The organism is Nocardioides cavernae, from assembly GCF_013410035.1.
In the GTDB taxonomy this organism is placed as follows: Bacteria; Actinomycetota; Actinomycetes; order Propionibacteriales; family Nocardioidaceae; genus Nocardioides; species Nocardioides cavernae_A.
In genome coordinates, this window is the sequence record NZ_JACCBW010000001.1 from 823934 (window position 1) to 845185 (window position 21252).

Here is a 21252-nt window from a genome sequence, read left to right on the forward strand (position 1 = left end):
TGCACCGACATCCCCAGAAACCCCCAGACGGCCTCGGGCCGCCAACCGAAGGAGAGCAAGGATGAGATTCACCAGGACCAAGGCGATCATCGCCACGGCGGGGTTGGCCCTGTCGCTCGCCGCCTGCGGCGACGCCGGCGAGGAGTCCGACGGCCCGGACGTCGAGGCCGCCGAGAACGCCTCCGACAACTTCGACGACGGCACCCGCATGAAGGAGCTGGCCGACGCCGGCTCCATCAAGATCGGCGTGAAGTTCGACCAGCCCGGCCTCGGCTTCAAGGACGCGGCCTCCGACACCCCGACGGGCTTCGACGTCGAGATGGCCAAGCAGCTCGCGGCCAGCCTCGGCATCGAGGGCGACGGCATCGAGTGGGTCGAGACGATCTCCGACAACCGCGAGCCCTTCCTCGAGGACGGCACCGTCGACCTCGTGCTGGCGTCGTACTCCATCACCGACGAGCGCCGTGCGGTCGTTGGCCAGGCCGGCCCCTACCTCGTCACCGGCCAGCAGCTGCTGGTCGCCGCCGACAGCGACATCGCCGACGTGGCCGACGTGAAGGGCGAGGAGGTCTGCTCCGTGACCGGCTCGACCTCGCTCGACAACATCGAGGCCGAGGGCGCCAAGCCGGTCGGCTTCGACACCTACTCCGAGTGCGTGGAGAAGGTCCTCGACGGCACCGTCTCGGCGATGTCGACCGACGGCACCATCCTCGCCGGCTACGCCGCGCAGAACGAGGGCGAGCTCAAGGTCGTCGGCGACCAGTTCTCCGAGGAGCGCATCGGCGTCGGCTACTCCAAGGACAGCCCCGAGATGTGCCAGTGGATCGTCGACACGATCACCGAGGCCTACGACAGCGGCAAGTACGAGGAGGCGTTCAACGCCACGCTCGGCCCCTCGGGCGTCGAGGTGCCCGAGCTCCCCGAGATGGACGCCTGCGAGTCCTGACCCGCACGCTCCACCTGCACCACAGCACTGCAGCAGCACTGCGACCCGGGCCCGTCGGTGACGGCGGGCCCGGGGCGCACCCCCTGACGAGAGGAGTGGCGTGAACGCCGTCCTGGACAACTTCGACCTGGTGCTGAGGGCCTTCGGCTACACGGTCTTCCTGTTCCTGGTCTCCGCCGTGATCTCACTGGTCCTCGGCACGTTGCTCGCCGCCATGCGCGTCGGCCCGGTCACGGTGCTCCGCATCTTCGGCACGGGCTACGTCACGCTCGTGCGCAACACCCCGCTCGTCATGATCTTCCTGTTCTTCCAGCTCGGCGCGGGCAAGATCTTCGACACCCTCCGCTTCACCTGGGTCGACATCCACATCGGCCCCTTCGACTTCACCTCGTTCTTCAGCGCGGCCGTCGCCTCGCTCAGCCTCTACACCGCGGCCTTCATCTGCGAGGCCATCCGCGCCGGCGTCAACGCCGTGCCCATGGGCCAGGCCGAGGCCGCCCGCGCGATCGGCCTGCCCTTCAGCGGCGTGATGTCGCAGGTCGTGCTGCCGCAGGCGATCCGCGCGTCGGTGCCGCCCCTGGCCAGCACGCTGATCGCGCTTCTCAAGAACACGTCGGTCGCCGGCGTCTTCGGCGTCATCGAGGCCGTCGGCCGGATGAAGGGCTTCACCAACGACTACGCCGACCAGCGCTGGGGCATCTTCATCGCCTTCGCGATCGGCTACGTCATCCTCGTCGAGATCGTGTCGCTGATCTCCTCGCTGCTCGAGCGCCGATGGAAGGTGGCCTGACATGAGTGCCGGAGTCCTCTTCGACGCCCCGGGTCCCGCCACCCGCGCCCGTCACCGGACCTACAGCATCGTCGCCGCCCTGGCGCTGGTCGCCGGCGTCGCCTTCGTGATCTGGCGGCTCTACGACACGGGCCAGCTCGAGTACGACAAGTGGGAGCCCTTCCTCACGCCCCGCTACATCGAGGCCATCCTCGTCGACGGCCTGCTGATCACCCTCCAGATGGCCTTCAGCGCCGTCATCGGCGCTGTCGTCTTCGGCGTCCTGTTCGGCGTCGGCAAGCTCTCGGACCACCGCTGGGTGCGCTGGCCCTGCTGGCTGGTCGTCGAGTTCTTCCGCGCCGTCCCGGTCATCATGCTGATGATCTTCTGCTTCTACGCGGTCTTCGGCGGGATGGACGAGCTCAGCCGCCGCACCTACTGGTCCGTGGTCCTCGCCCTCACGCTCTACAACGGCGCCGTGCTCGCGGAGGTCTTCCGCGCCGGCATCAACGCCGTGCCGCGGGGCCAGGCGGAGGCGGCGTACGCCATCGGCATGCGCAAGACGCAGGTCATGACGATCGTGCTGCTGCCCCAGGCCGTTAAGATCATGATCCCCGCGATCATCAGCCAGATGGTCGTCGCGCTCAAGGACACCAGCCTCGGCTACGCCGTCGCCGGCCTGGGCCTGACCCGCATCGCGAAGCCGATCTACCAGCAGTTCGGCAACCACGTGCCGACGATCATCGTCATCACCGCGATCTACGTCGTGGTCAACCTGCTGCTCACGCTGCTCGCGACCTGGATCCAGAAGAAGTTCGTTGGCGAGAAGAAGGTGCTCGACGTGCCGATGGTCGGTCAGGCCCAGTCCGACCGAAGCACGGGAGTGATCTAGCCCTCGCGGGGGACGGTCGCGTCGCTACGCTCCGCGCCTCTCGGTCACCCAGAGCCGGATCTCGCCCTCGACCACCACGGTCCCGTCGGTGCGCACGCCCCGCACGCGCACCGGGAGGTCGTACCCGTCCCCCAGCTCCGCGGTCCACTGCCCGGGCTCGGTCTCGGCGATGCAGGTGACGTCCGAGTCGGCCTTCGCGGTGTAGGCGACCTCCATCCCCCGGGGGATCCATCGCCGATCGCGCGGGATCGTGGCCTCGGCGAGCGCCCCCATGGCGGCCTCGAGGCCGTTGCAGAGCGCGATCGCGTGCACGGTGCCGATGTGGTTCTGCACCCCGCGGCGCTTGCGGATCACCAGCTCGGCCCGGTGGGGCTCGATCACCGTGAAGCGCGGGCGGATCGAGGCGAAGTAGGGGGCCTTCTGGCTGAAGGCGAGGGAGAAGAGGCGGCCGCCCAGGGGCAGGGCCGAGGTCTTCCTCCAGAGGTCGAGGACGGCAGGCATGGCCAGATGTTACCAATCAGTAACTGAGCCAGGCGAGAACGCGGTCCGCCGCCTCGTCGGCCGGCAGGTCCGTGTTGTCGACGAGCAGGTGGGGCCAGCGGGCCAGCAGCCGCTCTCCGGGGGCGTCTCGCCCGGGCTCAGAGGTCATCCGGTAGTCGGCCTCGAGCTGACGGACGTTGCCGTCGGACCAGTCGACGTCGCGCTTGGACTTCTTCTCCGCGAGCCGGTGCTCGGTGCGGTTGCGCACCAGTCGGGTGCCGAGGTCGGCGACGAGCTCGACCACCGCGACCCGGTCGCCGTACGGCTCCGCGAGCCGCTCGAGGTAGTCGGCCTCGTCCTGCTCGTCCATCCCCATGACGTAGGTGAAGACCAGGTCGGTGCCGTCCGACGCGGCCTCCTCGATGACGCGCCGGCGGATCTCGGCGTTGAGGGTGCGGAAGGGCGGCGTGCCGTAGTCGAAGACGTCGAGCAGCATCTCGATGCTGTGGTGGTTGTGGAACAGCCGGAAGTCCGAGCGGTCCGCGATGGCGCGGCCCACGGTCATCTTGCCGACGGCGGGCGGACCGAGGACCAGCAGCAGGCGCATGGCGGGATGCTAGCCAGCGGGCGCGAGCACCTCGACCCGGTTTCCGTGGCCGTCGGCGGTGTGCAGCCGGACGTGCCCGGGGAAGGAGTCGCGCTGGCTCTCGTCCACCTCGAAGCCGAGCCGGCGCAGACGGCCGGCGACCACGTCGAGGTCGTCCACCACGAACGCGGGGTGCGCCTTGCGGGCGGGTGCGAAGGGGTCCTCGACGCCGACGTGCAGCTCGGCGGTGACGGCCCCAGCGGTGTCGTACGCCCGGAACCAGCACCCGCCGCGGCCGGCGAGGTCGGCCGGCTTGTCGACCTCGGCCAGGCCCAGGCCCTCGGCGTAGAACCGGCGGGCGACCTCCTCGCCGCCGGGCGGGCAGGCGACCTGCACGTGGTGGAGCCGCATCACGCGTCCACCCGGTCGCCCTCGCCGGCCTTGCGCGCGACGACGAAGATGCGGCGGAACGGCAGGACGACGCGACCGGACCGGTCCGCGGGGTAGGCCTCGCGCAGCAGCGCGCGGAACTCGTCCTCGAAGAGGGGGCGCAGGTCGTCGGGCAGCGCCTGCAGCGTCGGTCGGGCACCGGTGCCGGAGACCCAGTCGAAGACGGGGTCGGGGCCGGAGAGCACGTGGAGGTAGGTCGTCTCCCACGCGTCGACCTCGCAGCCGAGGTCGACCAGCACGCGCAGGTAGTCGGCGGCGTCGTGGCTGGCGGGCACCGCGACGTCGCGGGTGTGCTCGGCGTACGGCGTGCGCGCGGCGATGTCGGTGCGGATGGTGTGGCTCGGCTCGTCGAAGTTGCCGGGCACCTGGAAGGCGAACCAGCCGCCGGGCGCGACCCGGTCGAGGAGGTCGGGCAGCAGCTCGAGGTGGTCGGGCACCCACTGGAGCGTCGCGTTGGAGACGAGCACGTCGATCGGCGCCCGCAGCGCGAGCGGGTCGGGTCGGGCCCAGTCGCGCAGGTCGCCGACCTCCCAGTCGATGCCCTCGACGGACCTCGCGGCGGCGATCATCTCGGGGCTGCTGTCGACGCCGACGACGCGCGCCCCGCGCCAGCGGTCGGCCAGCAGCGCCGTCAGGTTGCCGGGCCCGCACCCCAGGTCGACGACGCTGTGCGGCCGCTCGGCCTGCACCCGCGCCAGCAGGTCGACGAAGGGCCGGCCCCGCTCGTCGGCGTACGCGAGGTAGCGGTCGGGGTCCCAGGTGTGGCTCATGGTCGTCTCCTCGTGCTGGTGCGTGCTCGTGCCGGGGTAGTCCAGTGAGTTGTGGTCGACAGGCGGGGTGCTCGACGGCCAATTCTCACTGGACTACCGCATTGATTGTCTTGATGTCGAGACACTTCCACTCTCGACCCGATCTGTCTCGATGTCAAGATTCTCGACCGCATTCGTCGTCTGGCAGAATGCCGCCATGCGTGACGAGGTGGACGACCTGGTCGAGGCGTGGGGCCGCGAGCGCGGCGACCTCGACCTCGACCCCGTCGAGGTGTTCTCGCGCATCAGCCGGCTCTCCCGGCACCTCGACCTCGCGCGCCGCGACGCCTTCACCGCGCACGGCATCGAGTCGTGGGAGTTCGACGTGCTGGCCGCGCTGCGGCGCGCCGGCGAGCCGTACGAGCTCTCCCCCGGGCGCCTGCTCCGCGAGACCCTCGTGACCAGCGGGACCATGACCAACCGCGTCGACCGGCTCACCGACCGCGGCCTGGTGCAGCGGCTGCCCGACCCGCACGACCGTCGCGGCGTGCTCGTCCGGCTCACGGTCGAGGGCAAGGCTGCCGTCGACGGGGCGTTCGAGGCGCTGCTGGCCGCCGAGGCCGACCTGCTGGCCGACCTCCCGGACGAGGACCGCGCGCGTCTCGCGGGCCTGCTGCGGCAGCTGCTGGCGCCGTTCAGCTGAGGCCCTACTCGACGACCTCCGAGGCCTCGAGCCACTCCAGCTCGAGCTCCTCCTTCTCGGCCGCGAGCTCGCCGAGCTGCTTGCCGACCCGGGCGAGCAGGTCGTAGTCGCTGAGGTTGGCCTCCATCTCGGCCTGCAGCGCCGCCTCGCGCTCCGCGATCCGCTCGAGCTGCTTCTCGACCCGGGCGAGGACCTTGCGGGCGGCGCGGTCCTCGGCGGAGCCGGCGCGGGCCTTGGTGGGGGGTGGCGGCAGATCGCTGGTCGGACCCGCCGCGGACTGCGATGCGCCGCCACCACCCGGTGGGGGTGGCGGCAGATCCCGCGTCGGGGACGCCGCAGCGTGCGACGTGCCGCCACCCCCGGCGGCCTGGAGCGCGGCACGTCGCTCGAGGTACTCCTCCACCCCGCGCGGCAGCATCGACACCTGCCCGTCGCCGAGCAGCGCCCAGACGGAGTCGGTGACGCGCTCGAGGAAGTAGCGGTCGTGCGAGACCACGACCAGGGTGCCCGGCCAGGTGTCGAGGAAGTCCTCGAGGACGTTGAGGGTGTCGATGTCGAGGTCGTTGGTGGGCTCGTCGAGGAGCAGCACGTTGGGCTCGCTCAGCAGCAGCTTGAGGAGCTGGAAGCGGCGCCGCTCGCCACCGGACAGGTCGCCGAGCCGGGCGGTCAGCCGGTCGCCGGTGAAGCCGAAGCGCTCGAGCAGCGAGGTCGCGGTCAGCTCCTGGCCGTCGATCGTCTTCGTGACTCGCCGAATGGACTCCACCGTCGGCAGGACCCGCGCCTCCGGGTCGATCTCGTCGAGCGCCTGGGTGAGGTGCTGCATCTGCACCGTGCGCCCGTGCTTGACCCGGCCGACGTCGGGCGCGAGCGTGCCGGCGACCAGCGACAGCAGCGAGGTCTTGCCGGCCCCGTTGACGCCGACGATGCCGACCCGGTCGCCGGGCCCGATCCGCCATGTCGCGTGGTCCAGCAGCCGCCGCTCGCCGCGGGACAGGTCGACGTCCTCGATGTCGACGACGTCCTTGCCGAGCCGCTGGCTGGCGAAGCGCTGCAGCTCCATCCGGTCGCGCGGCGGCGGCACGTCGTCGATGAGGGCGTTGGCGGCGTCGATGCGGAACTTCGGCTTGGACGTACGCGCGGGGGCACCGCGCCGCAGCCACGCGAGCTCCTTGCGGGCGAGGTTCTGCCGGCGCGTCTCGGTGGCGGCGGCCTGTCGCTGGCGTTCGGCCTTGGCGAGGACGTACGCCGCGTAGCCACCCTCGTAGGCGTCGACCGCGCCGTCGTGGACCTCCCACGTCGTCTGGCACACCGCGTCGAGGAACCAGCGGTCGTGGGTGACGACGATCAGCCCGCTCGGCAGCGACACCAGGTGGGAGGCGAGCCACGCGACGGCCTCGACGTCGAGGTGGTTGGTGGGCTCGTCGAGGACGATCAGGTCGTGCCGCGACAGCAGCAGGGCGGCCAGGGCGCACCGGCGCCGCTCGCCGCCGGACAGGCCGACGACCGCACGGTCGAGGGCGACGCCCTCGAGCAGCTCCTCGACGACCTGACGGGTCGTCGGGTCGGCCGCCCACTCGTGGTCCTGCCGCCCGCCGAGCACGGCCTCGCGCACGGTGTGGCTGTCGACCAGCTCGTCGCCCTGGTGGAGGTAGCCGATCTCCACGCCGCGGGTGCGCGAGACGCGGCCGGAGTCCGGCTGCTCGAGGCCGGTCATCACCTCGAGCAGCGTGGTCTTGCCGTCGCCGTTGCGGCCGACGACGCCGACCCGCTCGCCCAGCGAGATGCCGAGGGAGACGTTGTCCAGGAGCGGCCGGACGCCGTAGGACTTCGAGACGCGCTCGAGGTTGATGAGGTTCGCCATGTCCGGGCGATCCTCTCAGGTGTCGCCCAGCGGGCGCGGACCGGCGTACGCCGCGGGCCCGGGCGGTACGTGAGCCACGTCTCCACGTCCCGGAAGGTGGCTCACGCGCCCCTCGTACGGCGTCAGCTCAGCGGCTGCCCGTCGGCCGGCGCGGGGGCGGCGGGCTCGGGCTCGGACAGCGCGGGCCGCGAGGCGGTGGGCGCGCTCGCGCCGTCGGTGCCGGCGTACTTCTGGATCAGCGACTCCACGTCGAGGCCCGTCGTCGACTTGAGCAGCTCCATCGTCTGGACGAGGTTGTTGGTGACCTGGCGGGGCAGCTCTCCGGCGCCGTCGGCGGAGATCACGGTCAGCTTGTCGATGCCGGCCATCGGGCGCGCGAGCTCGGCGGCCACCTTGGGCATGACCTCGATGAGCATCTGGAGCACCGCGGCCTCGTTGTAGCCCGCGAACGCCTCGGCCTTCTTGTCCATGGCCTCGGCCTCGGCCTGCCCGGCGGCGAGGATCGCGGCGGCCCTGGCCTCACCCTCGGCGCGGGTCGCGTCGGCCTCGGCGACACGACGCGCCTTCTCGGCCTCACCGCGCTTGGCGCCCTCAATGGCCTCGGCCTCGGCGAGCGCGGACCGGCGGGACTTCTCGCCCTCACCGGTGAGCCGCGCCTCCTCGGCCTGGGCCTCTGCGGCGGCGATCGAGGCGGCCTTGCGGGCCTCGGCCTCGAGGATCTGGGAGTTGCGGCGACCCTGCGCCTCGGTCTCGACGCGGTAGCGCTCGGCGTCGGCGGGCTTGCGGACCTCGGTGTCGAGCTCGCGCTCCTTGAGCGCCGCCTGGCGCACGGCCACCTTCTCCTGCTCGAGCAGGACGGCCTGGTCGCGGTCGGCCTGGGCCAGCGGGCCGGCGGCCGCGGCCTGGGCGTTGGCCGCGTCGGTCTCCGCCTTGATCTCGGCGTTCTTGAGGGCGAGGGCCCGCTGGGTGACGGCGATCTCCTGCTCGGCGGCGATCCGTGCCTGCTCGGCGGCCTGGCGGGCGTTGGCCTCGGCGATGGACGCCAGCTGGTTGAGCTTGGCGGCCTCGGGACGACCGAGGTCGGCGAGGTAGGAGCCGTCGTCGGTGATGTCCTGGATCTGGAAGGTGTCGAGCACGAGGCCCTGCCCGGTCAGCGAGGACTCCGACTCCTCGGCGACGCGCTGGGCGAAGGCGGCACGGTCGCGGATGATCTGCTCGACCGACATCGAGCCGACGATCGAGCGCAGCGCACCGGCGAGGACCTCCTGCGTGAAGGTCTCGATCTCCGACTGCTGGCTGAGGAACCGCTGACCGGCCGCGCGGATCGAGTCCTCGTTGCCGCCGACCTTGACCAGGGCGACCCCGTCGAGGTTCAGCTTGATGCCCTGGCCCGACACCGCCCCACGGATCTGCACCGAGATGCGCCGCGAGGACAGGTCGAGGGTGGCGAGGCGCTGCACGAACGGGATGACGAAGACGCCGCCGCCCATCACGACCTTCTGCCCGGACAGGTCGGTCGAGATCTCGCCGGTCTCGGGGTTGCGCACCTCGCCCTTGCCCTTGCGGCCGGTGACGATGAACGACTCGTTGGGGCCGGCGACCTTGTAGCGCGTGGTGACGAGCAGCGCCAGCAGCACCAGCAGGACGACGAGGCCGATCACCGAGGTGACGACCGGGGACAGACCGAACATGGCGGTGCTCCTTGTGGGGACGGGACGGGTCAGGCGGAGATCAGGACGGGATGGTCAGGGCAGGAACAGGGGCTCGACCTGGACGGCCGTGGGCGAGATGACCTGGGTGACGCTCACCTGGGTCCCGGCCGGCACGGCGACGCTGGAGCGGGCGTTGAGGCGGGTGAGGTGGCCGCCGACGCTGATCGACACCACCCCGAAGCCGCCCTCGGGGATGGCGCTGACGACGTTGCCGATCTTCTCGACCATGTCGGACGTACGCACGGTGTCGGTCTCGCCGGTGCCGTGCAGGAAGCGCGACGCGCGCGCCGCGAGCCAGCCGAGCAGCACGCCGAGGACGAGGCCGATCACGACGGCGACGGACGTCGACCCGGTCGCCGAGAGGGCGATCGCGCCGCCGAAGCCGAGCGCGCCGAGGAAGCCGGCGAGGGCCTCGGTCGAGAAGAAGCCGGCGCTGAGGCCCTCGAACGCGCCGTCGAGCACGTCGCCCACCACCAGCGCGACGAGCAGCAGCACGACGCCCAGCGCGCCGATGACCAGAAACGCGGTCACGATCCTCCCCCAGTCACCCGCAGCGCGCGGATGTCGCGCACAACATAGCGGCATGCTTCCCCGCACGGCGAGGTTCACACCACCGGGTCCGGACCCCATCTCGACGCGTCCCCGGGCGGACGGGATCGGGCGGGGGTCAGGCCAGGACGTGGGCCCCGGCGACCGGGCCGGTGGCGGTGAGCACCACCTCGTGGCCGGCGCCGGCCAGCCCGAGGGCGGTCTCGTGGGCGCCGTCGGCCGACTCGCACAGGAAGACCACCGTCGGCCCGGAGCCGCTGACCATCCCGCGCAGCGCCCCCTCGGCCTCGCCGCGCGCGATCAGGTCGCCGAGCTCGGGGCGCAGGTCGATGGCCGGCTCCTGCAGGTCGTTGTGGAGCGCCCGCGCCAGACGTACGGGCTCCCCCGAGGCGAGCGCGGCGAGGAGGGGCTCGGCGGACGCGGGCACCTCCGGGGCGTCGGGTCGCAGCTCGTCGAAGTGGCGGTAGACCACCGGTGTCGACAGGCCCTCGGCGGACGGCACGGCCACCCACCACCACGAGCCGAGGTCCTCGACGGGCGTGACGACCTCGCCGCGGCCGACGCCGCGCGCGGTGCCCCCGACGAGGGAGAACGGGATGTCGCTCCCGAGCCGGGCGGCGAGGGCGAGGAGGTCCTCGTCGGGCGTACGCAGGTCCCGGAGCCGGTCGTAGGCCACCAGCGCCGCGGCGGCGTCGGCCGAACCGCCGGCCATGCCCCCCGCGACCGGGATGTCCTTGCGCACCTCGAACGCACCGGCGGCGCCGACGCCTGCGTGGTCGGCGAGCAGGCGGGCGGCCCGCAGGACGATGTTGTCGGACCCCTCGGGGACGGCCGCCGGGTCGATGTGGTCGGCGACCTGGGTGCGGAGGGTGAGGTCGGCCGCGTCGGTCAGCGTGAGGTCGTCGTGGATCCCGATGGCCTGGTAGACCGTGTCGAGCGGGTGGAAGCCGTCCTCGCGCACCCGGCCGACGCCGAGGTGGAGGTTGATCTTCGCTGCCGCGCGGACCGTGATGCTCATCGCTGCGCCGCCAGCCCCTCGGCGATCCTCGCGAAGTCGCCGACGTCGAGCACCTCGCCGCGAGCGGTCGGGTCCACCCCCGCCGCCTCGAGCGCTGCGGTGGCCGCCTCGGCGGACCCGGCCAGCCCGCGCAGCGCAGCACGCACCTGCTTGCGGCGCTGGGCGAACGCGGCGTCGACGACGGCGAAGACCTGCTCGCGGGTGGCCGTGGTGTCCGGCGGCTCCCGCCGGGTCCAGGCGACGAGGCCGGAGTCGACGTTGGGCGCCGGCCAGAAGACGTTGCGTCCGATCGCGCCGGCCCGGCGCACGTCGGCGAACCAGGCGGCCTTCACGCTGGGCACGCCGTAGGTCTTCGAGCCCGGGGGCGCCGCGAGCCGGTCGGCCACCTCGGCCTGCACCATCACCAGGCCGCGCTCGAGGGAGGGCAGCAGGGTGAGCAGGTGGATGAGCACGGGCACCGAGACGTTGTAGGGCAGGTTCGCGACGAGCGCGGTCGGCGCCGGGCCCGGCACCCCCTCCACCCGCATCGCGTCGGCGAGCACGACCTCGAAGCGGTCGGCCTGCGCCGGGGCGTACGCCTCGATCGTGGCCGGCAGCCGCTCGGCGAGGACCGGGTCGACCTCGATCGCGATGACCCGCCGGGCGACCTCGAGGAGGGCCAGCGTCAGGGACCCGAGGCCGGGGCCGACCTCGACGACGACGTCCGCGTCGGTGATGGCCGACTCGCGCACGATCCGGCGCACGGTGTTGGCGTCGATGACGAAGTTCTGCCCGCGCTGCTTGGTGGGTCGCAGGTCGAGCTCGGCGGCCAGCCGGCGCACCTCCGCGGGCCCGAGGAGCCTCGGGCCCGGGTCGGTCGTCATGCGGCCAACCCTAGTGGCGGGCCGCGGCGCCGCCGTCACGCCGGTCCTCAGCGGGGCAGGCCCAGCTTGGCCGCGCAGCCCGGCCAGGAGCCGTACCCGCCGGTGGCGTCGCGGAGACGGCTCGCGACGGCGATCTGCGTCTCGCGGGAGGCCTGGTGCGGGTAGCCGGTGCCGCCGTACGCACGCCAGGTGCCGAGGTTGAACTGGAGGCCGCCGTAGTAGCCGTTGCCGGTGTTGATGGCCCAGTTGCCACCGGACTCGCAGCGGGCGAGGGCGTCCCAGACGGTGCTGCCGTCGGCGAAGTTCGAGGTCGGCTCCTCCTTGGTGCCGACGTTGACGATCGTCGAGACGGCCTTCACGCGGACCTTCGCCCGGACGACCTTGCGGGCGACGAGGTCGCCGTTGACGAAGCGCAGCTTGTAGGTCACGGCGCGGACGCCGTCCCTGCCCTCGCGGACGACCTCCTCCTCGCCCTCGTACATCGTCGCGTCCTCGCGCTCGACGACGGGGGCGTCGACGACCTCGCGCTGCACCTTCTTCGTCGCGAGGCGGATGTCCTTGACCACGACCTTGTCGCCGTCGGCGATCGCGGTGTCCAGGGACGGGATGACCTTGTCGTGCTCGTCGAGCTCGAAGCCCATCGAGTCGAGCACGTCGGCCACGGTGAGGGCGGCGACCTTGCGCTTCTCAAGGTCCTTGCCGCCGAGCTTGACGTGCAGCACCTTGGGCGTCACGACGTCGAGGCTCAGGCCCTTGCGGCCGATCGAGGCGCTGCGGCTGGCGGACAGGTCGGCGCCGTCGAAGCGGCGGCCGATCTCGCCGAGGGCGCTGGCGACGTCGGTGGAGTTGACCCAGTAGGTCCGGGAGGCGCCGTCGACGGAGAGCTCGAGCGGTCGTCCGAACTGGACGGCGATGGCCGACCCGTCGGCGACGGCCTCGTCGACCGCCGGCGCGACCAGGTCACGGTCTCCGACGTCGATGCCCTCGGCCGCCAGGACGTCGCCGACGGTGTCGCCGATGGCGCTCACCTGCCGGGTCTCCCCGTCGAGGGTGAGGGTCACGTCCTTGCTGAGTGCGGCGTACCCGACCGTCGTGCCTGCGACGGCTGCCGCGATCACGGCCACGAGGGTGGCCAGCACTGCGTGGGACCTGCTGAGCTGCGCGAGACGAGAGCGCACGATTCTCCGAACGTCGTACTACCCGGGCCTCGGGCGGCAGCACACCCTCCGGCCGAGCGTGCGCAGCACCCACCAGCGCGGTGGGAGGACGTACGACGTGCGAGCGGGGGGGTTCTCGCAGGACCGGCCCGATCCGGTCCTCGTGCTGCCGGAAATCACTCCCGATCCCGGCCAACAATCACAGAACGATAACGACGAGATGCCCTCCCGCAAACTCGAACGCCGAAATCAGGCGATCGGATCTGCCTGCCGGCCTGCTACCAGGTGCCGCCGAAGGCGTCCTCGGTGGTGCGGTCGAGGGCCCGGCACAGCTCCTCCAGGTCCGCGTCGAGGACCTCGGCCATCGCGCGCACGGTCAGCGGGACGAGGTAGGACGCGTTGGGCCGGCCCCGGTACGGCGTGGGCGTGAGGTAGGGCGCGTCGGTCTCGACGAGCATCCGGTCGATCGGGGTGACGGCGAGGGCCTCGCGCAGCGGTGCGGCGTTCTTGAAGGTCACCGTCCCCGCGAAGCTGAGGAAGGCCCCGCGGTCCAGGCAGCGGCGTGCGAAGGACGCGTCGCCGGAGAAGCAGTGCATCACCCAGCGGTCGGGCGCGCCCTCCTCGTCGAGGATGCGCAGCACGTCGTCGTGGGCGTCGCGGTCGTGGATCGCGAGGGTCTTGTCGAGCCGCTTGGCGATGTCGACGTGGCGGCGGAAGCTCTCCTCCTGGGCCGCGCGACCCTCCTCACCCGTGCGGAAGTGGTCGAGGCCCGTCTCGCCGACCGCGCGCACCTTGTCGTGGGCCGAGGCCAGGCGCTCGATCTCGTCCAGTGCGGCGTCGAGGTCGCCGGTCGCGGCGAGGCGCGGCGCCTCGTTGGGGTGCAGGGCGACGCCCGCGACGAGGGCGTCGTGGTCGGCCGCGGCCTGCACGGCCCAGCGGGCGCCGGGAAGGTCGCACCCGATCTGCACGATCCGCGGCACCCCGACCGCGGCCGCGGCGGCGATGGCGTCCTGCGTGGCGACCCAGTCGCCGTCGGCGATGTCGAGGTGGCAGTGGTTGTCGACCACGGGGTGGGGCAACGGGTCGGGCGCGGGCGGCCGCTCGCGGTCCCGGCGGGCACCCGACTTCTCCTCGGTGGCCGCGCGGCTGCGCGTGGGCTGTTCCGGCTCAGCGGTGGACAACGTCGTACACCTCCCGCTTGGGCAGTCCGGCCCGCTTCGCCACCTCGGCGATCGCCTCCTTGCGGGTCGACCCGGACGACTCGAGGGCGGCGACGGCCGTACGCAGGGAGCCTGGGTCGGTGTCGACGGCGGGCGCGCCGCTGGAGCCCTGCACCACGATGGTGACCTCGCCGCGCACACCGTCGGCGGCCCACGCGACGAGCTCGGCGAGCGGCCCGCGGCGTACCTCCTCGTGCGTCTTGGTCAGCTCGCGGCAGACCGCGGCCGGGCGGTCGTCGCCGAGCGCCTCGGCCATCGCGGCGAGAGCCGCCTCGGTGCGGTGCGGGGCCTCGAAGAACACCATCGTGCGCTCCTCCGCGGCGAGGGAGGCCAGGCGCCGCCCGCGCTCGCCCGCCTTGCGGGGCAGGAAGCCCTCGAAGCAGAACCGGTCGACCGGCAGGCCGCTCACGGCGAGCGCGGTGAGGACGGCGCTCGGACCGGGCACCGCGGTGACCCGCACGTCGTGCTCGACGGCCGCGGCGACGAGGCGGTAGCCGGGGTCGGAGACGCTGGGCATGCCGGCGTCGGTCACCAGGACCACCCGGTCTCCGGCGAGCAGCGACTCGAGGAGCGCAGGGGTCCGGGCGGTCTCGTTGCCCTCGAAGTAGGACACCACCCGTCCACGCAGCGTGATGCCGAGGTCGGCGCACAGCCGCTTGAGGCGGCGGGTGTCCTCGGCGGCGACGACGTCGGCCTCGGACAGCTCGGCGGCCAGCCGGGGCGGCGCGTCCCCGGCCCGGCCGATCGGGGTGCCCGCGAGGACCAGGACGCCTGACATGGGGTGATCATCTCAGGCGGCCCGTTCCCACCCGCAGCCGAGAGAGCCGGGTCTCGATACGCCCGCTCGCTGGCGCTCGCGGGCTACTCGACCACCCAGGGGGGTGCGCTGGCGCTCGGCCACCTTCAACGGACGCGGAACCACCAGGTCCGGCGCGCGGTGTTGCCGGCGGTGTCGCGCACGACGAGGCGTACGACGTGGCGCCCAGGCCCCAGCGGTGTGGCGGGGCGCCACGTGACCAGCCCGCGGCGTGCGTCGTACGCCGGGCGGGCCACGCGTCGGCCGTCGACCCGCAGCACGAGGTCCTTCCTCCGGACGGTCGAGTCCCGGTCGCGGACCCGCGCGGTGATGGTCGGCCGCGCGCCACGCACGGCACGGAGGGGGCCCACCTTCGAGATGCGCGGCGGCACGGTGTCGGCCGCGGGAGCCGGAGCCGGGGCAGGCACCGGGGCCGGCGCCTGGGTCGGCGCCGGGGCCGCACCCCCGCCGACGACGACCTGCACGCTGTCGCTCACCCCGTGGCCCGCGTGGGGGCCCGAGGCGCGGGCGACGATCACCGTGGCGGTGTAGGTCCCGGGGGCGGCGTAGGTGTGGTCCGGGTCCGGGCCGCTGGCGCTCGTGCCGTCGCCGAAGCTCCACGCGTAGGACAGGTCCGCCGTCGCCGGCGCGAGGTCGGCGCAGCCGATCCGCCGAGCCGGGTTGGTCGGGTCGTGCACGACGACCGACACCGCGAGCGGGCCGGCGCGCAGGGGCTTGACGACCTCGACCGGGCCGCTGGCGCCGGCCGCGTCGGCGGCGAAGGCCGGCCAGATCTCGTTGGGCTCGGCGAACGGCTGGGTGGTGTCGAAGCGGAAGTGGGCGCCGCCGTCGTCGACGTCGCACGGCTTCTCGTGGACGTGGACCGGGTGCTGTGCGCCGGCACGCGCGCCGGTGACGACGAGCGAGGTGCGGGTCTGGCCGCGGCCCCGCACCAGCACGGCGGTGCCCGTCAGCCCGGCGTCCTGGGGCTGCGCGTCGGCGAAGGGGGCGACGGTGCCGGTCGTGGTCACCTGCGTCGAGAAGGCCACGGCCAGCGGCGCGTTCCCGGACGAGGGGCTGGCCAGGGCGTCGATCGCGGGGAGCGCGCCGTCGTCGACCGGCGGGTCCGGGTCCGGCGGCAGCGGGTCGCCGGTGACGGTGATCGGGAAGTCGCGCTCGACGAGCCCGCCGCGGCCGTCGCTCGCGCGCAGGCGGGCGGTGTACGCCCCGGGCGCGGCGTAGGCGTGCATCGCGTGGTCGGTGAGGGCCGCCGCCCCGCCGGCCCCGAAGTCCCACGACACCGCGACGACGTCGCCGTCGGGGTCGGTGGCGTTCGCGGTCGCGTGCACCGCCTGCCCGACCGCGACCGTCGTCGGCTCGACGACCGGGTCGACCACCGGCGCCGTGTTGCCGCCCGGGTCGACCACGAAGACGGCGCCCGACATCATCGTGCCGTGCAGCGAGCACCAGTAGCGGTAGGTGCCGGGTCGCTCGAAGGTGACCCGCACGGGCGCCTCCCCCGGTTCCCGATGGACCTGGAGCGGCTCGTCCCAGACGCTCTCCCACGCGTCGGACGGTGCGAGGGACGTCAGGTCGTGGCCCTGCGTCGCACGGTCGAAGCGCCACTCCACGGTGTCGCCGACCGCGATCGTCACGTGCGACAGGCCGGTGTCGACCGACTCCCACACGTTGCTGGCAGGCCCGTCGACCGCGTCGACGACCCAGGTGCGGCCGGCCCCCGCCGGGGCAGCCGTCGAGGCGCCCGTCGCGCCGGGCAGCAGGACGGCCACGAGGGCGGAGCCGAGGAGCACGAGCACGGCGACGGCGCGGGACATGGGATCCTCTCGTGCGACCCGATGAACATGGTTCGCATATTTGAACGACGATGACAGTCTGGGTGGCGCGCCGGGAGGCGTCAAGGGCGCCGCGGTCGCCGCGGACCCAGGACGTCGCGCGTACGCCGGACCGGCCGCGTGGCTCTGGCTAGAGTTCCCGCGTGACCCCGACTGCCGCCGAGCGGAATCGTCCGCGCTGGCGGTCGGAGGACCCGCTCCTCGGCTGGGTGGGCGCGATCTGCCTGGCGAGCCTGGCGTTCTTCCTGCGCCGGTGGCACCTCGGCACGCCGCACCAGTTCTCGTTCGACGAGACCTACTACGCCAAGGACGCGTGGTCGCTGCTCAACCACGGCTACGTCCGCCAGTACGTCGAGGACGCGGACAAGACGATCCTCAACGGCGGGCTCACCGGCCTGTTCCAGGACGACCCGTCGATGATCGTGCACCCGGAGGTCGGCAAGTGGCTGATCGCAGCCGGCATCGAGGTGTTCGGCATGGACCCGACCGGCTGGCGTACGGCCTCGGCGGTGGTCGGCTCCCTGATGGTCCTGCTCATGTGCCGCTTCGTCCGGCGTGTCAGCGGGTCCACCGTGCTCGGCCTCGTCGCCGGCCTGCTGCTGTCGATCGACGGCCTCCAGCTCGTCCTCTCACGGCTGGCGCTGCTCGACATCTTCCTGGCGTTCTTCCTGCTGTGCGGCGTGCACTGCGTCGTCGCGGACCGGCAGTGGCTGCGCGACCGGCTCGCGGCGGAGCAGGCCTCCGGCCGGACCCGGCGCTGGCTCTTCTGGTGGCGTCCGTGGCTGCTCGCGGGCGGGCTCGCGTTCGGCCTCGCCTGCGGCACGAAGTGGTCCGGGGTCTATGCGCTCGCGGCGTTCGGGCTGCTCGCCTGGCTGTGGAGCGCCGGCGCGCGGCGCGCCTTCGGGCAGCGCCGCCCCCTGCTGAGGTCCGTGCTGCTCGACGGCGTCCCGGCCTTCGTCGCGCTCGTCGGCGTCGCCGCGGTCACCTACGTGGCGTCGTGGACGGGCTGGCTGGTGCACGCCGACGTCTACGAGGAGGCCTTCAGCAACACGCAGTACACCTCCTACGGCGGCGACGACCCGTGGCCGACCGCGAGCGAGCCGGACGCGGAGGGTCTCGGCGAGGTCACGCAGTCGTTGCGCTCGCTCTGGTCCTACCACCAGGACGTCTACACCTTCCACAGCCACTTCCTCGACGACTCGACCCACATCTACGCCTCGAAGCCGTCGACGTGGCTGGTCATGGGGCGCCCGGTCGGCGTCGACGCGCAGACCGACATCCAGCCGGGATCACAGGGGTGCGAGGCCCCGTCCGGGTCGAGCTGCATCCGCCAGATCCTGCTCCTGGGCAACCCCGTCGTCTGGTGGGGCGGCTGCCTGGCGATGGTCGCGTCCCTGCTGCTGTGGATCGGCGCGCGCGACTGGCGCCACGGCGTCGCGGTCGTCGGCCTCGCCAGCACCTGGCTCCCGTGGTTCCTCTACGACGACCGACCGATCTTCTTCTTCTACGCGATCACCTGCCTCCCGTTCCTCGTCCTCTCCATCGCCCTCGCGATCGGGCACCTGATCGGCGCCTCCGACGTGCCGACCCCGCGGCGTACGTTCGGCGTGGTGGTCGCGGGCAGCTACACCGTGCTGGCGCTGGTCGCCTTCGCGTGGTTCTGGCCGATCTGGACCGACGTCCTGCTGACCAAGTCCGAGTGGGACGCCCGCATCTGGTTCCGGCGCTGGATCTGACGGCCCAGACCGGACCACCTAGCGCAGACCCGGAACGTACGCTGCAGTTTTCGTCAAGACCGCTCGAAATTTAACGATCGCCATTGTTCGCGGCCGACCGCCCGCACACCATGGAGCCACGACGGCTCATGGGGGAGCCGGTCACCGAGAGGGGTGCGCGATGTTTTCTCTGATGATCCACGTCTGCCTGCAGACCGCCGGCGCACCCACCAACGAGGGCCACGAGGTCGGCGAGCGCTGGGTGTGCTCGTGCGGGGACAACTTCGTCTACCGCGAGGGCTTCAACCGCGCCGGCTACGAGAGCCTCGAGTGGTGGCCCGCCCCGGCGATCCCCCAGCCCCGCAAGCCCGTGCTCCGCGGGCTCCTGTTCGGCCCGCGCAAGGGCTGAGCCCCACGTTCCGACGCCCCCGCCCGACCCCATCGGGCGGGGTCGTGGCGCGCCCGCTCACCAGGAGCCGGGGAAGCGGTTCGAGCTGACGACCGCGAACGCCCCGACCAGCACGGCGACGCCCGTCGCGATCAGCAGCATCTGGCCGACGTGGCGACGGCCCGGGACGACGAGCAGGCCGAGGCCGGCGAGCAGCACGAGTCCCGGCAGCACCCACGCCGGGACCACGGCGGACAGCAGGCCGGTGACGAGGGCGAGCCCCACGCCGACCACCACCGCCTGCCACGTCTGCACCGGGCGCGCACCCCGCGGCAGCCCCACCTCGGTGACCGGACCACCCTCGGCGAGCTGGTCGGGCGCGAGCACCCGCAGCAGCAGGGTGATCGTCGCGGGGTCGGCCACCACCGCCACGTCGCGGAAACGGTCCTCCACCGCGTGACGGCGTACGGCCTCGTCGAGCCGGTGTCCGCGGTCGACCCCCGGATAGCTGACCGGGGCGAGCACCACCTCCGGCACGGCGTCGCGCCCCAGTGCCTGCACCACGCGCTTGGCCTCCCCCGTGGGCGCGGTCAGGACGACCGCCGACGGTCCCAACCGCTCCCGGACGCGACCGAGGTCGGCGGTGCCCGCCCGCGTGCTCACCACGAGGATGCGCTGGTAGTCGCTCACGCCTCCGACGGTAGTCCTGCGTCGGCCTCTGCGACGATGCGGGGATGAAGCTGCTGCTCACCTCGGGAGGCGTGACGAACGCCAGCATCAGGGACGCCCTCGTCGACCTGCTGGGCAAGCCGGTCGAGCGCTCGAGGGCGCTCGCCGTCCCGACGGCGCAGTGGGGACACCCGATGTGCGGGCCGGTGGGCGCGCGCGACTTCCTCCTCGACCGCACCCCACCCACCATGACCGGCCTCGGCTGGGCATCCGTCGGGATGCTCGAGCTCACCGCGCTGGCGAGCATCGACCCCGGCCGCTGGGTGCCCTGGGTGACGGAGGCGGACGTCCTGCTCGTCGACGGCGGCGAGGCGACCTACCTCGCCCACTGGGTGCGCGAGTCCGGTCTCGAGGCCCTCCTGCCCGAGCTGACCGACACGGTCTGGGTCGGCGTGAGCGCCGGCAGCATGGTCCTGACGCCCCGCATCGGCGAGCTCTTCGTCGAGTGGCGCCCGGAGGACGGGGACGCGACGCTCGGGGTCGTCGACTTCTCGATCTTCCCGCACGTCGGGCTCTTCCCGGACAACACGATGGAGGCGGCCACCCAGTGGGCTGCCGGGCTCGGGAACCCGGCGTACGCCCTCGACGAGGAGTCCGCCGTGCTCGTCGACGGCGACCGGGTCGAGGTCGTGTCCGAGGGCGAGTGGCGGCACTTCGCATGAGCGCGGGCTCGCCGACGCCCGAGCCGCCGACGCCCGCCCTCCCGACGCCCTACCTGCGTGTCGACGTCGACCGGCTCCGGGCCAACGTCGAGCGCGCCGCCGGGGCCGCGGCGACGGCGGGCGTCGCGCTGCGGCCGCACGCCAAGACCCACAAGTCGGTCGACGTCGCCCGCCTCCAGCTCGAGGCCGGCGCGGCGGGTCTCACCGTCGCGACCGTCGGCGAGGCGGAGGCGTTCGCCGAGGCCGGAGTCGGTGACCTCTTCGTCGCCTACCCGCTGTGGCTCACCGACGCGCTCGCCGACCGGCTCCGGGCGCTGGCCGACGCCGGCGTGCGCCTCGCGATCGGCGTCGACTCCGTCCGCGGCGCGCAGTCGGCCGGACGCCTGCTCGCCGGGTCGGGCGTCGAGGTCGTGGTGGAGGTCGACTCGGGCCACCACCGCAGCGGCTGCGACCCACGGCTCGCCGGTGACGTCGCAGCGGCAGCGGCCGGCGCGATCGGCGTGCGCGGGGTCTTCACCTTCCCCGGCCACTCCTACTCCCCCGACGGCCGCGCGAGCGCCGCCCGCGACGAGGCGCAGGCCCTCGCCACCGCCCGCGCCTCCCTCGAGTCCGCCGGCCTGGCGGTCGCCGTCGCCAGCGGCGGATCCACCCCGTCCCTCGCGCACACCGAGACGACGGTGCTGGACGAGGTCCGCCCCGGCGTCTACGTCTTCGGCGACGCGCAGCAGTGGGAGCTCGGCTCGATGCCGGCCGACGACATCGCCCTCACCGCGGTCGCGACCGTGGTGAGCCACGCCGGCGGACGCCTCGTCCTCGACGCCGGCTCCAAGGTGCTCGGGGCGGACCGCGCGGCGTACGCCACGGGGTTCGGCCGGCTCCTCGAGCACCCCGACGCGCGGCTCGTGCAGCTCTCGGAGCACCATGCCGTCGCCGAGCTCCCCGGGCCCCTGCCCGCCCTCGGCAGCCGCGTCCTCGTGGTGCCCAACCACTGCTGCACGGCGGTGAACCTCGCCGACGTGCTGGTGCCGACGGTGGGCGGCACGCCGTGGCCGGTCACCGCGCGGGGGCGCAACGGCTGACCTGCCCTTCCCGACCGCGGCGCAGGCGCGGCAGACTGGGCGCGTCCGGTCGAGCACCCCACCCCGAGGAGCCGT

At 73.0% G+C, this 21252-nt stretch carries 22 protein-coding genes; 8 read left to right on the plus strand and 14 right to left on the minus strand.

Annotated elements, in window-relative coordinates; genetic code table 11:
* Window positions 1-61 precede the first annotated feature (61 nt).
* The 3 genes from F4692_RS04015 to F4692_RS04025 all read left to right on the plus strand — a co-directional run bounded on the left by F4692_RS04015 (window position 62) and on the right by F4692_RS04025 (window position 2607).
* Window positions 62-946, plus strand: a complete 885-nt coding sequence (locus F4692_RS04015; protein WP_179618316.1) for a glutamate ABC transporter substrate-binding protein — start codon at window positions 62-64, stop codon at window positions 944-946.
* 100 nt (window positions 947-1046) lie between these two features.
* Window positions 1047-1736, plus strand: a complete 690-nt coding sequence (locus tag F4692_RS04020; RefSeq protein WP_179618317.1) for an amino acid ABC transporter permease — start codon at window positions 1047-1049, stop codon at window positions 1734-1736.
* A 1-nt stretch (window position 1737) separates the two neighbouring features.
* Window positions 1738-2607 (plus strand): amino acid ABC transporter permease, encoded by an 870-nt coding sequence (locus tag F4692_RS04025; RefSeq protein ID WP_179618318.1) that lies wholly within the window; start codon window positions 1738-1740, stop codon window positions 2605-2607.
* 24 nt (window positions 2608-2631) lie between these two features.
* On the opposite strand, the gene F4692_RS04030 is transcribed toward F4692_RS04025, so the two are convergent.
* Genes F4692_RS04030 through F4692_RS04045 form a run of 4 tightly spaced genes read right to left on the minus strand, consistent with a single transcriptional unit; the run spans window position 2632 to window position 4893 of the window.
* The gene (locus tag F4692_RS04030; protein ID WP_179618319.1) at window positions 2632-3108 is read right to left on the minus strand and encodes a hotdog fold domain-containing protein; all 477 of its coding nucleotides are present in this window, start codon (window positions 3106-3108) and stop codon (window positions 2632-2634) included.
* A 16-nt stretch (window positions 3109-3124) separates the two neighbouring features.
* Entirely contained in the window at window positions 3125-3694 is a 570-nt protein-coding gene (locus F4692_RS04035) for a P-loop nucleotide/nucleoside kinase family protein (RefSeq protein ID WP_179618320.1), read from the minus strand.
* A gap of 9 nt (window positions 3695-3703) precedes the next feature.
* Window positions 3704-4084: a VOC family protein gene (locus tag F4692_RS04040; protein ID WP_179619021.1), complete on the minus strand. Its 381-nt coding sequence runs from the start codon at window positions 4082-4084 to the stop codon at window positions 3704-3706.
* The gene (locus tag F4692_RS04045) at window positions 4084-4893 is read right to left on the minus strand and encodes a trans-aconitate 2-methyltransferase (protein WP_179618321.1); all 810 of its coding nucleotides are present in this window, start codon (window positions 4891-4893) and stop codon (window positions 4084-4086) included. The genes F4692_RS04040 and F4692_RS04045 overlap by 1 nt, the downstream gene beginning before the upstream one ends.
* A 196-nt stretch (window positions 4894-5089) precedes the next feature.
* Here F4692_RS04045 and F4692_RS04050 point away from each other — a divergent pair, with 196 nt between their 5' ends.
* Window positions 5090-5575, plus strand: a complete 486-nt coding sequence (locus F4692_RS04050; protein ID WP_179618322.1) for a MarR family winged helix-turn-helix transcriptional regulator — start codon at window positions 5090-5092, stop codon at window positions 5573-5575.
* A gap of 4 nt (window positions 5576-5579) precedes the next feature.
* On the opposite strand, the gene F4692_RS04055 is transcribed toward F4692_RS04050, so the two are convergent.
* The 9 genes from F4692_RS04055 to F4692_RS04095 all read right to left on the minus strand — a co-directional run bounded on the left by F4692_RS04055 (window position 5580) and on the right by F4692_RS04095 (window position 16586).
* On the minus strand, window positions 5580-7436 hold the full coding sequence (locus tag F4692_RS04055; protein WP_179618323.1) for an ABC-F family ATP-binding cassette domain-containing protein: 1857 nt from the start codon (window positions 7434-7436) through the stop codon (window positions 5580-5582).
* A gap of 122 nt (window positions 7437-7558) precedes the next feature.
* Complete coding sequence (locus tag F4692_RS04060) at window positions 7559-9127, minus strand: flotillin family protein (RefSeq protein ID WP_179618324.1); 1569 nt, start codon at window positions 9125-9127, stop codon at window positions 7559-7561.
* Between the two features lie 54 nt (window positions 9128-9181).
* Window positions 9182-9679, minus strand: coding sequence for a hypothetical protein (locus F4692_RS04065; RefSeq protein WP_179618325.1), 498 nt, complete (start codon window positions 9677-9679; stop codon window positions 9182-9184).
* 136 nt (window positions 9680-9815) lie between these two features.
* Window positions 9816-10715 carry a 4-(cytidine 5'-diphospho)-2-C-methyl-D-erythritol kinase gene (locus tag F4692_RS04070; RefSeq protein ID WP_179618326.1) on the minus strand — a complete coding sequence of 300 codons (900 nt, stop codon included), beginning with the start codon at window positions 10713-10715 and terminating at the stop codon, window positions 9816-9818.
* Entirely contained in the window at window positions 10712-11578 is an 867-nt protein-coding gene (rsmA, locus tag F4692_RS04075; protein ID WP_179618327.1) for a 16S rRNA (adenine(1518)-N(6)/adenine(1519)-N(6))-dimethyltransferase RsmA, read from the minus strand. Before rsmA ends, F4692_RS04070 begins: the two co-directional genes overlap by 4 nt.
* A 47-nt stretch (window positions 11579-11625) precedes the next feature.
* Window positions 11626-12756: a transglycosylase family protein gene (locus tag F4692_RS04080; protein WP_308645149.1), complete on the minus strand. Its 1131-nt coding sequence runs from the start codon at window positions 12754-12756 to the stop codon at window positions 11626-11628.
* A gap of 257 nt (window positions 12757-13013) precedes the next feature.
* Window positions 13014-13916, minus strand: a complete 903-nt coding sequence (locus tag F4692_RS04085; protein WP_179618328.1) for a TatD family hydrolase — start codon at window positions 13914-13916, stop codon at window positions 13014-13016.
* Window positions 13903-14733, minus strand: a complete 831-nt coding sequence (gene rsmI, locus F4692_RS04090; protein WP_179618329.1) for a 16S rRNA (cytidine(1402)-2'-O)-methyltransferase — start codon at window positions 14731-14733, stop codon at window positions 13903-13905. Before rsmI ends, F4692_RS04085 begins: the two co-directional genes overlap by 14 nt.
* Before the next feature lie 125 nt (window positions 14734-14858).
* On the minus strand, window positions 14859-16586 hold the full coding sequence (locus F4692_RS04095) for a PKD domain-containing protein (RefSeq protein WP_179618330.1): 1728 nt from the start codon (window positions 16584-16586) through the stop codon (window positions 14859-14861).
* Window positions 16587-16747: 161 nt separating this feature from the next.
* Between F4692_RS04095 and F4692_RS04100 the strand changes: the two genes are divergently transcribed.
* Entirely contained in the window at window positions 16748-18340 is a 1593-nt protein-coding gene (locus F4692_RS04100; protein ID WP_179618331.1) for a dolichyl-phosphate-mannose--protein mannosyltransferase, read from the plus strand.
* A 160-nt stretch (window positions 18341-18500) separates the two neighbouring features.
* Entirely contained in the window at window positions 18501-18728 is a 228-nt protein-coding gene (locus F4692_RS04105; protein WP_179618332.1) for a hypothetical protein, read from the plus strand.
* A 57-nt stretch (window positions 18729-18785) separates the two neighbouring features.
* On the opposite strand, the gene F4692_RS04110 is transcribed toward F4692_RS04105, so the two are convergent.
* Window positions 18786-19397: a hypothetical protein gene (locus F4692_RS04110; protein WP_179618333.1), complete on the minus strand. Its 612-nt coding sequence runs from the start codon at window positions 19395-19397 to the stop codon at window positions 18786-18788.
* A gap of 44 nt (window positions 19398-19441) precedes the next feature.
* Here F4692_RS04110 and F4692_RS04115 point away from each other — a divergent pair, with 44 nt between their 5' ends.
* A complete protein-coding gene (locus tag F4692_RS04115; RefSeq protein ID WP_179618334.1) occupies window positions 19442-20098 on the plus strand; it encodes a Type 1 glutamine amidotransferase-like domain-containing protein in 657 nt (218 codons plus the stop codon).
* Complete coding sequence (locus tag F4692_RS04120) at window positions 20095-21177, plus strand: alanine racemase (RefSeq protein WP_179618335.1); 1083 nt, start codon at window positions 20095-20097, stop codon at window positions 21175-21177. Before F4692_RS04115 ends, F4692_RS04120 begins: the two co-directional genes overlap by 4 nt.
* The last annotated feature ends 75 nt before the right edge of the window (window positions 21178-21252 follow it).